This is a genomic window from Nonomuraea monospora, from assembly GCF_039531895.1.
GTDB lineage: Bacteria > Actinomycetota > Actinomycetes > Streptosporangiales > Streptosporangiaceae > Nonomuraea > Nonomuraea monospora.
The window spans coordinates 112,083-126,145 of sequence record NZ_BAAAQX010000009.1 but is presented as its reverse complement, the minus strand read 5'-3'; the positions used below and the strand labels follow the sequence as shown (position 1 = coordinate 126,145).

Below are 14,063 nucleotides of genomic sequence, written 5' to 3'. Positions count from 1 at the left end.
GCGCGGCCTGGTGAACCACGAAGGCTACGTCCCCATCCGCACCAGGCTCGCGATCGAGGACCTGGAGTTCCTCGCCGGGGCGCGCACCGAGTTGCTCAGGTTCTCCGAGTTGGGGCTGCGGTTGCTCGATCTGCACCAGCCGCGCGACGCGGGGGGCATCACGAGTGACACCGCCCACCCGATACTGCGCTGCCGGAGCTGCATGTGGCGCTGGCCGTGCCCGACGTTCCGGGCGATGGCGGAGTCGTTCGGCGAGCCGCGGGACCTGCCGGAAAGCGCCTGAGCGAGGGCCTGAGGTAGGGCAGCAGAGGCCTGAGGCGCCCGGGCAAGGACCTGAGGTGCCTGAGCACAGGCCGGAGGTGCCTGCTCAAGGGCCGTGAGCGCCTGATCAAGAGCCTGGGAGCGTCTGAGCGAGGCGACGGAGAGGTCAGCCGCCGACCAGGGGCAGCCGGATCTCGAACCGGCACCCCGGCCCGTCGTTGACCACCTCGATCACCCCGTCGTGCGCCTCCACGATCCCCTGCGCGATGGCCAGCCCGAGCCCGGCCCCTCCGTCAGCGGTGGGGGTACGAGCCGTCTCCCCCCGGAAGGCCACCTCGAACACCCGGGGCAGGTCCTCCTCGGGTATCCCCCCGCAACAGTCCGTGACCGACAGGCAGGCCATCCCCGAGGCGTCCACCCCGGCCCTGAGCACCACGCTCTGGTCGGACGGCGTGTGCCTGATGGCGTTGACCACCAGGTTGCCGAGGGCCCGGCCGAGAGCTCCGGCGTCCGCCTCGACGGGCACGGCGGCCGACGCCTCGGCGGTGAGCACCACGCCCTTGGCTCTGGCCAGCGGCTCCGCGCCGGCCAGCGTGTCGGCGACGAGGTCGGCGAGCCCGATCCTGGCCCGCGACAGCCGCAGGGCCCCGGCGTGGATGCGTGACAGCTCGAACAGGTCGTCCACCATCGCGGACAGCCGTTCGACCTCCAGCTTGATCTGCCCGTGGTAGCGGGCGACGGTCTCGGGGTCGGAGACGACGCCGTCCTCCAGCGCCTCGGCCATGGCGCGCATCCCGGCCAGCGGCGTGCGCAGGTCGTGGCTGACCCAGGCGACGAGCTCACGCCGCGCCTCCTCCAGGGCCCGTTCCCGCACGTACGCCTCCTCCAGGGTGTTCGCGATGGTCTGCAGCTCGGCGGGCAGCCCTGCCGGGGCTGTGAACGGCGACCTGCGCACCGCCTCGACCAGCCGCCTGCTCTCCCCGACCACCCGTCTGGCCAGTACGAACGCCACGCCCAGGCCTACGAGCCCGCCGACCGCCACCACGCTCAGCACGAAGTCCTTGGTCGCCCCCTCGATGATCATCTTGTTGATGATCGCCACGACGCCGGCGAGCGTGGCGGTCACGGCGACCACCACGACCACGGCCAGCATCACCCCGATGGACCTGGTGCGCAGCCGCCACATCAGCCAGATGCCGGCCAGCGCGATGAGCAGCCCCAGCCCGGCCGTGACGGCCACGATCATGGGCAGGTCCCCCGGCCGGGGCATCAAGGCCCCTCCACGGGCTCGCGCGGCATCAAAGCCCCTCCATGGGTTCGTACCGGTAGCCGACCCCCCAGACGGTGACGATCCTGCGCGGGTCGGTCGGGTCGGGCTCGATCTTCTCCCGCAGCCGCCTGACGTGCACGGTCACGGTGGACGAGTCGCCGAACGACCACCCCCACACCTGGTTGAGCAGCGCCGACCGGCTGAACGCCTGGCGCGGGTTGCGCATGAGGTGGGCCAGCAAATCGAACTCGCGAGCGGTCAGCAGCACCTCCTCGCCGCGCAGCCGTACCTCGTGGGCCCCCACGTCCACCACCAGGTCGCCGTCACGCAGGACCCCGGTGCCGCCGGTGACGGAGGCGCCGCGCGCCCGCCGCAGCACCGACTGCACGCGCAGCGCCAGCTCGCGCGGGCTGAAGGGCTTGACCACGTAGTCGTCGGCGCCGGTCTCCAGGCCGACCACGCGGTCGATCTCCTCGCCGAGCGCGGTCAGCATGATCACCGGGACCGGCCAGCGTTCCCTGAGCTTCCTGCACACCTGGAGCCCGTCGATCTTGGGCAGCATCAGGTCGAGCACCATGAGGTCGGGTGGCCTGGCCAGCGCCCTGCGCAGCGCCTCCGCGCCGTCGCCGACGCACTCGACCTCGTGCCCGTCACGCTCCAGATAGCGCGCCACGACCTCGGACACGGTCGGATCGTCGTCGACCACCAGGATGCGCGTGTTCACGATTTCACGGTACGGCCGCGGTGCCCGGAAGTGCGGCGTACGTCATCGCTTCGTAAGGCTCGCGGATCATGTCCCGAGGACGTACGGTGGCTCTCATGGGTAGAGTCGTGATGCTCGTCATAGGGACCTTGCTGGGTCTCTTCGTGCTGTTCAACTTCCTGCTGCCGATGCTGGCAGGCTTGATCAAGCTCGCCTTGATCGTCGGCGTCATCGCGGTCCTCGTCTTCGTGGCGGTCGCCGTGGTGGGCAAGTCCTCGCGGTCGCACTGACCTTGACGCAGTTCCTGTTCGATCCGTGGCTGGTGGGGATCACCATGGTGGCGATCCTGCTGCTGGCCACGTGGGCGGCCACGCTGCTGCCCACCCTCAGCGGAGAGCCGGCGAGCTTCCCGCTGTCCTACGCGCGCCGCACGGCCTTCCAGCGGCAGCGCGACCCCGACGCGGCAGGCCGGTCGCGTCCACGAGCGCCTTAGGCGTGCCCCGCTTTCACGTCAAGCGGGGCTCTCTCGGCTGAGAAGGCATGAGCGAGCCCGGACATCCCCCTCAGAGGAACAGGGCTCATGATCGATTCTCTTGTCACGTTCGTCATCAGCATGTCCGGCGGCAGCGCCGCGCTCGGGATCGTGCTGTTCACGCTGGCCGTGCGGCTCCTGCTGCTGCCGCTCAACGTCCGCCAGGCCCGTACCATGAAGATCCGCGAGAAGCTCGCGCCGAAGCTGCGTGAGCTGCAGAAACGCCACGCGCGCAACCCGGAGCGGCTGTCGCGGGAGCTGAGCGCGCTGTACGCCAAGGAAGGCACCTCGCCGTTCGCCGGCTTCCTGCCGATGCTGGTTCAACTGCCGTTCATGTGGCTGATGTACAACGTTGCCACGCACCAGACCGCGCTCGTCGGTCACCAGCTTTTCGGAGCACCCCTGGGGCAGCAGGTCGCCGGGGTGATCGCCAATTACGGTCTGGTCAGCGGACCGGTTTTGGTCTTTGTATTGGTCATCGCGCTGGTCGCAGCGGTGGCCTGGCTCTCCGCCCGTCAGATGAAGATCGCCGAAGAGCAGCCCGAGCTGATGAAGAAGATCATGCGGCTGCTGCCGTACGGCTCCGTGGTGGCCGCGCTCGTGCTGCCGCTGGCCGCCGGGCTCTACCTGCTCGTCTCGACGGCATGGGCCGTCACGGAGCGGGCGGCGCTCAACAGGCGGCTCCAGGTCGCCTAGCTAGCTGACCTCACGCAGGGCCGCCACCTGCCCGTTCACCGACTGGCTGGGAGCGGGCAGGATGGCCCAGACGGTGGTCGTGTCACCGTCGTGCCGGACCCCCCAGCTCTCCGCCACGTACTCCACGATGCCCAGCCCCCGGCCCCCGAGTGAGGACAGGGTCGGGCGGCCCGCCCGCGGCTCGGTGGCCGCACCCCCGTCGCTCACCGCCACTTCGATGTGATCGTCGCTTCGCAGCCAGGCCACTCTCACCATGCCCGACGGCAGCGGATGCGCGTGCCGCAGCGCGTTGCTCAGCAACTCGCTCACCACCAGCACGGCATCGTCGATCGCGGCGGCAAAGACCCCGCAGTCCTGCAGGTCAGTGCTCAGACGCTGGCGGGCGACGGCAACGCTGGACGGCGCGTACGGCAGCAGCACCACGCTTGACACACCCACCTCCCCGTTACCCGTGCCCCCCGCGGGAACACTCCCCGGTACGACCGAAATGCCCCGTTACTCGATCCCAGAAACCGCATCTCGATCACAGCTTGTACACATTGGACGATAGATCAGCTCAACCGTGACCACCTCGTTACCGCATCGGTGTGTCGGATCGGATAGGGGAAGCACACCTGAGTACAAGTCGCATTCTGGTGCCTCCTCCTGGCCTCGGATGCGCGCTGACATCTCCCCCCTGTGCCCTGGCGAGACTGCGGACGATGTAGAGCCCGAGCCCCACTCCACCAAACCGTCTCCGGTCGCCGCTGTCCACCTGGACGAACCGCTCAAAGATCCGCTCCCGGTCAGGCGGGGCGATACCGACTCCCTCATCATCGACCACGACGACCACGTTGTCCTCTTCCGGCCAGGCCCCCACGGTGATGAGCCCGCCCCTCGGCGAGTACTTGAACGCGTTCTCCAGAAGCTGGCCGAGAATGATGTCGGTGGCCAGGGGGTCGCCCAGCACGTACGGCAGCCCGTCAGGCAGCTCCACCTCCACCCGGTGCTTGTCCGACAGATCGGGCAGCCCCAGAGTGGCCCCGTGGATCCGCCCTGCGAGGTCGAACTCCTCGATCCGCACCTTCAGCTCGTCGGCCCCCGCCCTGGCGCCCAGCAGCAGGTGGTCCATCAGCTCGCCCAGCGACCTGGCCCGCTCGGCGATCGTGTGCACGGCCGAGCGGCGCTCGGGGTCGCCCATCTTGTCCCAGCGCGAGTCGAGTGTGCTGGCGAACCCGCGCACGATCGTGATCGGCGTGCGCAGCTCGTGGCTGGTGGTGGCCAGGAACAGGTCCTTGGCCTCCTCCAGCTCCTTGGCCGCGGTCACGTCGCGGAAGTCCACGACGACCTCGCCGGTCTCCTCGATCTGCGCGCTGACCACGTCCAGCCACCGCCCGTTGTCGAGCTGGAAGGTGCCCTTCTCCCCGGCCACCGGCACGGGGAACGGCGGCGGGCCGCCGATGACGGTCTCGCCGTGCAACGCGGTCAGCTCGGCCGCCGCCGGGTTCCAGCGCACGACGCGGCCGCTCTGGTCGAGCACGGCGATGCCGTCGGCGCTGGCGTCGAACACGGCGCGCTCGTGCGCCCGCTGCCGCACCGCCTCCTGGTAGGCCACCGCGTTGCCGACCGCGATGCCCGCGTGCCCGGCCAGCAGCTCCAGCAGCTCCAGCTCCAGGTGTCCCGGCGTGCTGTTGGCGAACAGCGCGTAGAGCGCGCCGTACGGCCGACCGCCCACGGCCGCCAGCCCCAGCGCGATCGTGTGCAGCCCGCCCAGCCGCGCCCACACCAGGTCGTCGAGCCCGTTCGACTCCAGCATCACGGTCTTGCCCGTGCGTAAAAGTTTGTCCACCAGGCTCGTGCGCAGCTCGGTGGTGGTGCCCCTGATCGAGGCGGGCAACTGGTACGTGCTGACCAGCCGCAGCCGCTCGCCTTCGATGAGCACGAACCCGCCCGCGTCCGCCCCGGTCAGCTCGGTCAGGCTGGCCGAGATCCGGTCGAGCACGGCCGACAGCTCCAGCTCGGAGTTGATGTCGCCGACCACGTCGGTGAGCCGGCGGACGAGCCTGGCCCGGCGCGCCACCCGCTCCCTGGCCACGTGGTCGGCCAGCGCCGGGTGGTAGACGCACACGTAGCCCGCCACAGCGCTGCCCAGGCGCAACGCGCTGATGTCCACCCGCAGGTCGAGCAGGGTGCCGTTGCTGTGCAGCCGTCTGGTGCGCAGCGAGACCGGCTCGCCGGTGCGCACCCGCTCCAGCGCGGCGGTGTGCTCGGTCGTCAGCTCGTCGGGCACGATGGGCGGCCTGCGACCGACCACCTCCTCCGCGCTCCAGCCGAACACCCGCTCCGCCGCGGCGTTCCAGACCAGCACGGTCTGGTCCCTGTCGAGCGCCACGACGGCGTTGGGCGAGCTGGCGAGCGCCGCGCGAGCGATCTCATCGTCACTACCGGCCCATTCGTCCCCCACCACTCCATAGTGCACGCGGTGCGGTGGGTGCGTCGGGAGATCCGTCCGATACGCTGCCGTCACGGTGATTCCCGGCGGTGGAGGGTGCGAGGCATGTCGAGCAACGATCTCGATGCCCTGTTGCGGGTGACCTCCAGCACCTATCGGGGCGAGACGCCGCCCGACATCGCCTTCGGCACCTACGACGGCGCCGTGGGCAGGCTGGTGCTGGCCGTGACGGGCAAGGGCGTCGCCGCCTGCAGCTTCGAGGCGGAGAACGACGTGTACGAGCTGGTCAGCAGGCACGTGGGCACGTTCATCGGGCCCGATGCCAGGCGGCTCGACCCGGTGCGCAGAGAGCTGGACGCGTACTTCTCCGGGCGGCTGCGCACCTTCACCGTGCCGGTCGACCTGCGGCTGGCCACCCCGTTCGCGCGGTCCGTGCTGCAGAAGACCATCGCCGTGCCCTACGGCACCACCACGACGCTGGAGCACATCGGCGAGAGCATCGGCCGGCCGCGCGCGCTGCGGGCGATCGGCAACGCGCTGGCCTCCAACCCCGTCTGCGTGATCGTGCCCTGCCACCGGGTGGTGCGCGAGGACGGCGCGCTCGGCGACTACGCGGGCGGCCAGTCCGCCAAGCAGCACCTGCTCAACGTCGAACGGAAGGCCTCCGCAGCACCAGGCCGATGAGCAGGGTGACCACCGCGGCCACCAGGGCGCCGCCCAGCGCCCCGTTCATCCACACCTGCCGGGTGAAGCCGATGGCGCCGCGCGCGTCCGCCCAGAGCTCGTCCCAGGCCGCGATGGTCGGCGTCGAGGTCGTCAGCCAGTAGGCCGCGAAGCCGAGCGCCCACGGCACCAGCATCGGCCAGCGCGAGGGCGCGTGCTCGGCGGTGTTCCAGCGGCGGGCGCCGCCCAGCAGGAAGTAGTCCACGGCCAGCACGGCGAACATCGGCACGAACACCGCCCCGATCACGCCCAGGAACGCGCCGTACGAGGTCACGTCCACGAGCAGGGCGATCACGACGGTGAGCACCCCGATGACGACGGAGAAGACGCGCCGGTCCACGCGCGGCATCAGGTTCTGCAGCGAGACCGTGGTGGAGTAGACGTTGGCGAAGGACTGGTCGGTCTCGCGCAGCACCAGGATCGCGAAGAACAGCGCGCCCAGCGGCACCGCGACGAACGTGCCGAAGACGGCGTCCGCGTCGCCCGCGATGGCCACCGCGTAGACGCCCAGCCCCAGGCAGGCCACCTGGGCCAGCGTGTAGCCGCCGACCACGCCGGTGAAGGCGGCGCCGGTGGAGCGGGAGTGCCGGGCGAAGTCGGCGGCCATCGGCACCCACGACACCGACAGGGCGATCACGTAGTCGACCGCGGCGGGGAAGGCGATCCACGTGCCGCCCTCCTGCGCGGGCGCCTCACGCAGGAAGAACCAGGCGAACCAGACCATGGCGATGATCACGCCGATGGTGACGTACCTGCGCAGCACGCGGATCGAGCCGAGCGGCCAGATCGACAGCGCGGTGGTCAGCACCCCCGCCACGATCACCCACACCGCGTACGGCACCGCGGGGAAGATCGCGCCCGCGCCCGTGGCGATCACCCACAGCTCGAAGGCGCCCCAGCCGAGCATCTGCACGATGTTCAGCAGGGTCGGCGCGTAGGAGATGCGCGCCCCGAACAGCCCGCGCAGCAGCACCATCGACGGCTGCCCCGTCTGCGTGCCCGGAATGGCCGACAGGCCCACCATGGCGGTGCCGATCAGGCTGCCGACCACGGTCGCCACCAGTGCCGCCGCGAGGCTGAGCGGGGCGTCGCCGAGCGGGTTGACCAGGAACATCGCCCCGGAGAAGCCGAGGAGGCTGACGCCGAGGTTCGCCCAGAGCGCGCCCTGGTCGAGCACGCCCAGCGTCCTCGGCGGCCGGCCTTCGAGTGTCAGCGGAACTTCGTCGGCGACATGCGTCATCGCACACTCCCTACGCCGGCATTACCCGGACAGGTTCAGGCGGTCGGCAGCGGCTGTGTTGCTGCCCTCTCAGCCCGGCACCCCGAGCTCCCGCGACGATCTGTAGTTTGTGCCCTCATCATGCCCCAATGACGACAGAACCGCCATAGTGGGTAGGTTCCAGCGCCCGCCGGCTCGGCTTCAGGCGACGTACGGCGGCTGCCCCGTCTCGCTCACCATCGGCTTGCGCGCCGACTCCCACGCCTGCATGCCGCCGCCCACGTTGACCGCGTCACGCCCGAGCTGGTTGAGCCAGGCCGCCACGTTCATGGACCGGCCGCCCACCCGGCACACCACGTAGACCGTGCGGTCGGCGGGCACCTCCTCGACCCGGCCCTGGATCTGCGTCATGGGGATGTGCACGGCCTCCGGGGCGTGGCCGGCCAGCCATTCGTCCTGCTCGCGGACGTCGAGCAGGTAGGCGTCGGAGGGGACGGCGGTGGCCTCGATCTCAGGAACGGTCATGGCTCCATCATCTCGCGCCGCGCGTCGTAGGCGGCACGCGCCGCGATGATCTCCTCCTGGTGCGACTCGGTCCACGTCACCAGCGACTTGATGGTCTCGTGCAGCGTGCGGCCGAGCGGCGTCAGCGCGTAGTCCACGCGCGGCGGCACCACCGGATGGACCTTCCGGCTGACCAGGCCGTCGCGTTCGAGCTGGCGCAGGGTGACGCTGAGCATGCGCTGGCTGATGCCGTCGATCTCGCGGCGGAGCTGGGTGAAGCGCAGGCTCTGGCAGTCGAGCAGGGCGATCACCAGCAGCGACCACTTGTCGGCGATGCGGTCCAGGATCTGCCGGACCTCGCAGTCCTCGCGCACGTCCCACTGGCGCACGTCGTAGTCGTCGTCCACGGTGCCTTCGCAATAACTGAGTGATCTCAAAGTGCCGTCTTCCACAGGATTTCATGCTGTCGCATGATGTGGGCGGTTACAAGAGATAACCGACCTGCCTATTCGTAACCGGGGGTTTGTTGTGCCTGTCACCGCCCGCACCTGGGGCGTACTGATCGTGCTGTGCGGCGCCATCTTCCTGGAGGGCATCGACGTGGCCATGCTGAACGTCGCCCTGCCGTCCATCCGGGCAGACCTGGGGCTGTCCACCGGCATGCTGAGCGGGGTGGTGAGCGCGTACGTGCTCGGCTACGGCGGCTTCATGCTGCTCGGCGGCCGGGCGGCCGACCTGCTGGGACGGCGGCGGATGTTCCTGCTCTGGCTGGTGGTGTTCCTGCTCTTCTCCGGCCTCGGCGGCTTCGCGACCGAGGGGTGGGTGCTGCTGGTGGCCAGGTTCGTCACCGGGGTGGCCGCCGCGTTCATGACGCCCGCCGGCCTGTCACTGATCACCACCAACTTCCCTGAAGGCCCGCAGCGCAACCGGGCCCTGCTGGTCTACGCGGGCACGGCCGCGGGCGGTTTCGCGCTCGGGCTGGTGATCGGCGGGCTGCTGACCGCGATCGGCTGGCGCTGGGTGTTCTTCGCCCCGGTGGCGCTGGCGCTGGTGATCCTGCTGGCCGCCGTCGTCCTGATCAGGGACCAGGAGGCGCCGCCCGCGGCGGGCGGCTTCGACGTGGCGGGCGCCGTCAGCGTCACCGGCGCGATGATCCTGCTCGTCTACGGCGTCGTACGCCTGGAGCACCTCTCGGACGGCCCCCTCCTGACCATCGGCGCCTTCGCGGCCGGCCTGGCCCTGCTGGCGCTCTTCGTGGCCGTGGAGCGCCGCTCAGCCAGCCCCCTCGTCCGGCTCGGCATCCTGCGCTCGCGCCCGCTGGTCCGCGCGAACGTGATGGCCGCGCTGCTCACGGCCTCGTTCTTCGGCTTCCAGTTCCTGGTCACCCTCTACCTGCAGGAGCTGCGCGGCTGGTCCGCCGTCCAGACCGGGCTGGCCATGCTGGCGGCGGCCGTGGACGTGGTGCTGGCCCCCGTGCTGACGCCGTGGCTGGTCAACCGGTTCGGCAACGCCAGGGTGGTGCTCGGCGGGCTGCTGTCGGGCCTGCTGGCCTACGCGCTGTTCCTCGGGGTGGGCCTGGACTGGACGTACGCGGCGATGCTGCCGTCGATGCTGCTGATCGGCCTGATGTTCGCCTTCGTGTACGGGCCGCTGACGATCGTGGCCACGGACGGGATCGCCGGGCACGAGCAGGGGCTGGCCGGTGGGCTGATCAACTCCTCGTTCCAGTTCGGCGCGGCCCTGGGGCTGTCCATGGTGACCGCCGTCAACGTGGCGGCCCTGGGCGGGATGACGGGGGCGGAGGCCGGGCTGGACGCGATGCGCACGGCCCTGGTGGTGCCCGTCACGGCCACGCTGCTGGCAGCCGTCATCGCGGTCGCGGGCCTGCGCGCCCGGGTCCGGGAAGAGGTGCTGAGCGCTACCTGAGCAGCTTCACCAGGCGAGCGCTACCTGAGCAGCTTTGGGCAGGCGAGCGCTACTTGAGCAGCTTGGACAGGCGGCGGTCGGCCAGCGGCTTGCCGCCTGTCTGGCAGGTGGGGCAGTACTGCAGCGACGAGTCGGCGAACGAGACCTCCCTGATCGTGTCGCCGCACACGTCGCAGGGCTGCCCCGCCCGGTTGTGCACCCGCAGGCCCGACTTCTTCTCCGCCTTCAGGTCCTTGGCCGCCAGCCCGTGCGCGCGCTCGACCGCGTCGCGCAGCGTGGTGACGATGGCCTCGTGCAGGTCGGCGATCTGCGCGTCGGTCAGCGTTGCCGCGATCTTGAACGGGGACATCTTGGCGGCGTGCAGCACCTCGTCGGAGTAGGCGTTCCCGATGCCCGCGATCACCTTCTGGTCGCGCAGGAGGCCCTTGATCTGGGTGCGGTTGCCGCCGATGATCCGCTTGAGCGCCTCGACGGTGAAGGAGTCGGCGAGGGGGTCGGGGCCGAGCGTGGCGACGTTCGGGATCTCGTCCGGATTTTTCGTGACATAGACGGCGAGGCGCTTCTGGGTCCCGGCCTCGGTCAGCTCGAAGCCGGGCGCCAGGCCCTCGTCGTCCGGCGCCAGCCTCACCCGTACCGCCAGCGGCCCCTTGCCCGGCCGCACCGGCTTGGCCGCGGACAGGTCGTCACGCCAGCGCAGCCACCCCGCGCGGGCCAGGTGGATGACCAGGTGCAGGCCGTCGCAGTCGAGGTCGAGGAACTTGCCGTGCCGGGCCACGCCCGTGACGGTCAGCCCGCCGAGCGCGGTGACCGGCGGGTCGAACGTCTTCAGCGCCTGGATGGCGACCACGTCGACCCCGAGGATCGTGCGGCCGACCGCCCGCTCGCGCAGGAAGCCGGCAAGGGACTCCACTTCGGGAAGTTCGGGCATACCACCAGGGTACGTGCCGCCACCCCATGTTCACGGAACGTCCCAGAACGCCAGCTCGTGCGTCATCCCCTCGGTGAACACCTCCTCGGCGCGGTCCACGTCCGGCCGGGCTTCGTCGATCATCTGCCCGATCCGCGCGGTGAGCGCCGCGAACCCCGGATCCGCGTAGGTGTCCACCCAGGCCCGGTAGCGCGGCTCCTTGGGCGGGTTCTCCGCCAGGATCCGCCCGAGGTTGGAGTACCCCCACATGCACGGGTACAGCGCCGCCAGCCCCTCCCCGTACGACGCCGCCGACTCCAGCAGGAACCCCGTGTACGCCTCGCACGCCGGCCCCTTCACCGCCCCCTCCAGATCGGCCCCGAACTCCGCAGACATCGTCCGGTGCAGGCTCAGCTCGTCGTGGAAGGTGGTGTGCGCCAGGTCCACCAGGTCGCCCAGGTGCCCGTCGGGCGCCTGCCAGGCCAGCCGGGCGAAGACCCGCACGTAGTCCAGCAGGAACAGGTAGTCCTGCTCCAGCCACGACCTGAACACGTGCTCGGGCAGGTCACCGCGCCCGATCCCGGCCACCGTGGCATGGTCGAGCTGCGCCTGGAGCAGCGGGTGACCGATGGCGTGCAACCTCTCCGAAATGCTCATGGCTGGGAGGTTAGTGTTCACGGCATGACGGTGACGATCGCCGAGGAGCTCCTCCTGCTCGCCTACAGCGACGACAAGGGCACGCCGCTCATCAACATCACCCGGCTCGACCCGGCGATCGCGGGGGCGATCCTGGCCGAGCTGGCCGTCGCCCAGCGGGTGGAGCTGACGGGCAGGCTGTTCAAGAAGCTGACGGTCACCGACCCGGCCCCGCTCGGCGACGAGGAACTGGACGCCGCCCTGGCCCGCATCGCCGCCAAGCGCGGCGGCAGGAGCCCGGCCTGGTGGGTGCACGAGCTGCAGTCGCAGAAGCTGCGCGGCCGGCTGCTCACCCGGCTGGCCGCGGCGGGCATCCTGAGCGAGCAGCGCAGCAGGGTGCTGGGCCTGTTCACCGTCACCCGCTGGCCGGCGGCGCACCCCGGGGCGGAGGCGAACGTCAGGGAGCGGGTGTCCGCCGTCCTGGCGGGCGCGCACCCCGACGACCGCACGGCCGCCCTGATCGCGATCACCCGCGCGGCCGGGCTGAGCCGCAAGGCGTTCCCAGGCGCGAGCAGGAGGCGCGTGAAGGAGATCGCCAAGGGCGCGTGGGCGGCCGACGCGGTGGCGCAGACCATCGCCGCCATCGAGTCCGCCGTCCTGACCACCGGCTCGTCCTCATCGAGCGGAGGCGGCGGCGGGGACGGCGGCGACGGTGGTGGTGGGGACTAGCCCGCGTCCACGACGTCCTTGGGCACCGGCTTGTCCTCCTTCAACGCGTTGAACAGCGCCAGCGCCTTGGTCCTGTCCCACTTGACCGCAGAGCCGCCACCGGGGATCAGCTCGTTGCCGCCGAACGGCACCACCGTGGTCACCGGGCTGTCGCCCATGGCCAGCCCCAGCGAGAGCATGTTGAACGCCCCCGTGCCCGAGTCGACCTCGACCGCGTCGGTGGCGCTGAACGCGAGCGGCACCGAGGTGAACGGGTTGAGCAGCACGCCCGGGCTGGCGGCCTTCTTCACGACCGCGCCGAGGAACTGCCGCTGCCGCTTGGTCCGCTCGAAGTCGGGCAGCGCCCCGCCCTTGCGGGTGCGTACGTAGCCGAGCGCCTGGGAGCCGTTGAGCTCCTGGACGCCCTTCTTCAGCTTGAGGCCCGCCTTGGGGTCGTCCACGGCCGCCCGGACGTTGATCTCGACGCCGCCGATGGCGTCCACGATGTCCACGAACCCGGCGAAGCCGATCTCCATGTAGTGGTCGACGTGCACCCCGGTGGCCGTCTCCACGGTCTGGGTGAGCAGCCTGGGGCCGCCGATGGCGTACGCGGCGTTGAGCTTGTTGCGGCCCTTGCCCGGGATCGTGATGGCCGAGTCGCGCGGCAGGCTGACCAGCGTGGGCTTGTCGCTGCCCTCGGGGATGTGCAGCAGCATCATCGAGTCCGTGCGCTGCCCGGCGGCCTGCCCCGTGGCCAGCTTCCTGCGCTGGGCGGCGGTCAGGCCCTTGCGGCTGTCGGAGCCGACGAGCAGCCAGTTGGTGCCGGGGGTGTCGGCGGGCCTGCCCTCGTAGTCGTCGAGCACCCCGTCGATGCCGGCCAGCCGCGAGTCGATCACGAAGAACAGCGCGACGGCCGCGACCAGTAACACCACCAGCAGCCCGGCGACGACGGCCGCGATCGCCTTCCAGGAGATCCGCCTGCGCGGCCCCTTGGGCCCGCCGCGCCCGCCGGACCCTCCGGGGCCCCTGGGCGGCTCCTCGCCGCGCGACCGCATCGGCCTGATCGGGCTCTTGCCGGAACGCTCCCGCCCGTAGACCTTCGAGCTGGCGCGCGGCGGCTCGTCGGCGCGCGGCGACTCGGGAACGTGGGCGGCGTTGGGAAGCTGGTGCGTGGGCGCCCCCGGCCCTCCCTGCTCTCTCGGGGGGAGCCGGTGAGCGGGCGCGCCCCCCGAGCGCAGTCCGTCGCTGGGCCGTGGTGGCAGCGGGCGGCCGTCGCCTGGTGAGCGCATGGCCCGGGTCCGGTCGTCCTCGGTCACTTCGCCTTCTTCCCTTCGCTTGTCATAGACGCTACGTCCAACCCCACGGCAGTGAAGACGTTCCGCCAAGGTTTCTCCACGGAAAAGTACGCGGAACTAGCTGAGAGTCACTGCGGAAACATAGTTGCCACCTGCGTCGTTACGGTTATGGACGACCTCTATCGAAGGGATGATCGTGTCCGATCCGGACCCGTGGAGTCTTCGCCCGTGCTCGGGCACGGGTTCCTCTGA

The 14,063-nt window shown here is 70.7% G+C and carries 17 protein-coding genes and 1 riboswitch; of the genes, 7 read left to right on the top strand and 10 right to left on the bottom strand.

Annotated elements, in window-relative coordinates:
* Positions 1–10: 10 nt before the first annotated feature.
* Entirely contained in the window at positions 11–283 is a 273-nt protein-coding gene (locus ABD331_RS19790; RefSeq protein ID WP_240973466.1) for a hypothetical protein, read from the top strand.
* Between the two features lie 144 nt (positions 284–427).
* Here the strand turns inward: ABD331_RS19790 and ABD331_RS19785 are convergent, their stop codons facing one another.
* Positions 428–1,531, bottom strand: a complete 1,104-nt coding sequence (locus ABD331_RS19785) for a sensor histidine kinase (protein WP_344476767.1) — start codon at positions 1,529–1,531, stop codon at positions 428–430.
* A 28-nt stretch (positions 1,532–1,559) separates the two neighbouring features.
* The gene (locus tag ABD331_RS19780) at positions 1,560–2,255 is read right to left on the bottom strand and encodes a response regulator transcription factor (protein ID WP_344476765.1); all 696 of its coding nucleotides are present in this window, start codon (positions 2,253–2,255) and stop codon (positions 1,560–1,562) included.
* A gap of 95 nt (positions 2,256–2,350) precedes the next feature.
* Here ABD331_RS19780 and ABD331_RS19775 point away from each other — a divergent pair, with 95 nt between their 5' ends.
* The 3 genes from ABD331_RS19775 to ABD331_RS19765 all read left to right on the top strand — a co-directional run bounded on the left by ABD331_RS19775 (position 2,351) and on the right by ABD331_RS19765 (position 3,462).
* A complete protein-coding gene (locus ABD331_RS19775; protein WP_187415187.1) occupies positions 2,351–2,524 on the top strand; it encodes a hypothetical protein in 174 nt (57 codons plus the stop codon).
* Between the two features lie 2 nt (positions 2,525–2,526).
* Positions 2,527–2,727 (top strand): DUF6412 domain-containing protein, encoded by a 201-nt coding sequence (locus tag ABD331_RS19770; RefSeq protein ID WP_148443644.1) that lies wholly within the window; start codon positions 2,527–2,529, stop codon positions 2,725–2,727.
* Between the two features lie 87 nt (positions 2,728–2,814).
* Positions 2,815–3,462, top strand: a complete 648-nt coding sequence (locus ABD331_RS19765; protein ID WP_344476761.1) for a YidC/Oxa1 family membrane protein insertase — start codon at positions 2,815–2,817, stop codon at positions 3,460–3,462.
* On the opposite strand, the gene ABD331_RS19760 is transcribed toward ABD331_RS19765, so the two are convergent.
* Both ABD331_RS19760 and ABD331_RS19755 read right to left on the bottom strand, forming a co-directional pair.
* Positions 3,463–3,894: an ATP-binding protein gene (locus ABD331_RS19760; protein WP_344476759.1), complete on the bottom strand. Its 432-nt coding sequence runs from the start codon at positions 3,892–3,894 to the stop codon at positions 3,463–3,465.
* Positions 3,895–4,036: 142 nt separating this feature from the next.
* Positions 4,037–5,905, bottom strand: a complete 1,869-nt coding sequence (locus ABD331_RS19755; protein ID WP_344476757.1) for an ATP-binding protein — start codon at positions 5,903–5,905, stop codon at positions 4,037–4,039.
* A gap of 93 nt (positions 5,906–5,998) precedes the next feature.
* Between ABD331_RS19755 and ABD331_RS19750 the strand changes: the two genes are divergently transcribed.
* A complete protein-coding gene (locus tag ABD331_RS19750; RefSeq protein WP_344476755.1) occupies positions 5,999–6,577 on the top strand; it encodes a methylated-DNA--[protein]-cysteine S-methyltransferase in 579 nt (192 codons plus the stop codon).
* On the opposite strand, the gene ABD331_RS19745 is transcribed toward ABD331_RS19750, so the two are convergent.
* The 3 genes from ABD331_RS19745 to ABD331_RS19735 all read right to left on the bottom strand — a co-directional run bounded on the left by ABD331_RS19745 (position 6,537) and on the right by ABD331_RS19735 (position 8,746).
* Positions 6,537–7,856: a purine-cytosine permease family protein gene (locus ABD331_RS19745; RefSeq protein ID WP_344476752.1), complete on the bottom strand. Its 1,320-nt coding sequence runs from the start codon at positions 7,854–7,856 to the stop codon at positions 6,537–6,539. The two genes, ABD331_RS19750 and ABD331_RS19745, sit on opposite strands and share 41 nt — an antisense overlap.
* Positions 7,847–7,960, bottom strand: a riboswitch (TPP riboswitch). (Overlaps the previous gene by 10 nt.)
* A gap of 76 nt (positions 7,961–8,036) precedes the next feature.
* On the bottom strand, positions 8,037–8,360 hold the full coding sequence (locus tag ABD331_RS19740) for a rhodanese-like domain-containing protein (RefSeq protein ID WP_344476750.1): 324 nt from the start codon (positions 8,358–8,360) through the stop codon (positions 8,037–8,039).
* A complete protein-coding gene (locus ABD331_RS19735; RefSeq protein WP_344476748.1) occupies positions 8,357–8,746 on the bottom strand; it encodes a winged helix-turn-helix transcriptional regulator in 390 nt (129 codons plus the stop codon). The genes ABD331_RS19740 and ABD331_RS19735 overlap by 4 nt, the downstream gene beginning before the upstream one ends.
* A gap of 121 nt (positions 8,747–8,867) precedes the next feature.
* Between ABD331_RS19735 and ABD331_RS19730 the strand changes: the two genes are divergently transcribed.
* On the top strand, positions 8,868–10,265 hold the full coding sequence (locus tag ABD331_RS19730; RefSeq protein ID WP_344476746.1) for an MFS transporter: 1,398 nt from the start codon (positions 8,868–8,870) through the stop codon (positions 10,263–10,265).
* 49 nt (positions 10,266–10,314) lie between these two features.
* On the opposite strand, the gene ABD331_RS19725 is transcribed toward ABD331_RS19730, so the two are convergent.
* Both ABD331_RS19725 and ABD331_RS19720 read right to left on the bottom strand, forming a co-directional pair.
* On the bottom strand, positions 10,315–11,193 hold the full coding sequence (locus ABD331_RS19725; protein ID WP_344476744.1) for an Fpg/Nei family DNA glycosylase: 879 nt from the start codon (positions 11,191–11,193) through the stop codon (positions 10,315–10,317).
* A 30-nt stretch (positions 11,194–11,223) separates the two neighbouring features.
* Positions 11,224–11,829 (bottom strand): TenA family protein, encoded by a 606-nt coding sequence (locus ABD331_RS19720; protein WP_344476742.1) that lies wholly within the window; start codon positions 11,827–11,829, stop codon positions 11,224–11,226.
* A 24-nt stretch (positions 11,830–11,853) separates the two neighbouring features.
* Here ABD331_RS19720 and ABD331_RS19715 point away from each other — a divergent pair, with 24 nt between their 5' ends.
* Positions 11,854–12,537: a GOLPH3/VPS74 family protein gene (locus ABD331_RS19715; RefSeq protein WP_344476739.1), complete on the top strand. Its 684-nt coding sequence runs from the start codon at positions 11,854–11,856 to the stop codon at positions 12,535–12,537.
* Here ABD331_RS19715 and ABD331_RS19710 read toward each other — a convergent pair.
* Positions 12,534–13,832 carry an LCP family protein gene (locus ABD331_RS19710; protein ID WP_344476737.1) on the bottom strand — a complete coding sequence of 433 codons (1,299 nt, stop codon included), beginning with the start codon at positions 13,830–13,832 and terminating at the stop codon, positions 12,534–12,536. The genes ABD331_RS19715 and ABD331_RS19710 overlap by 4 nt on opposite strands.
* Positions 13,833–14,063 lie beyond the last annotated feature (231 nt).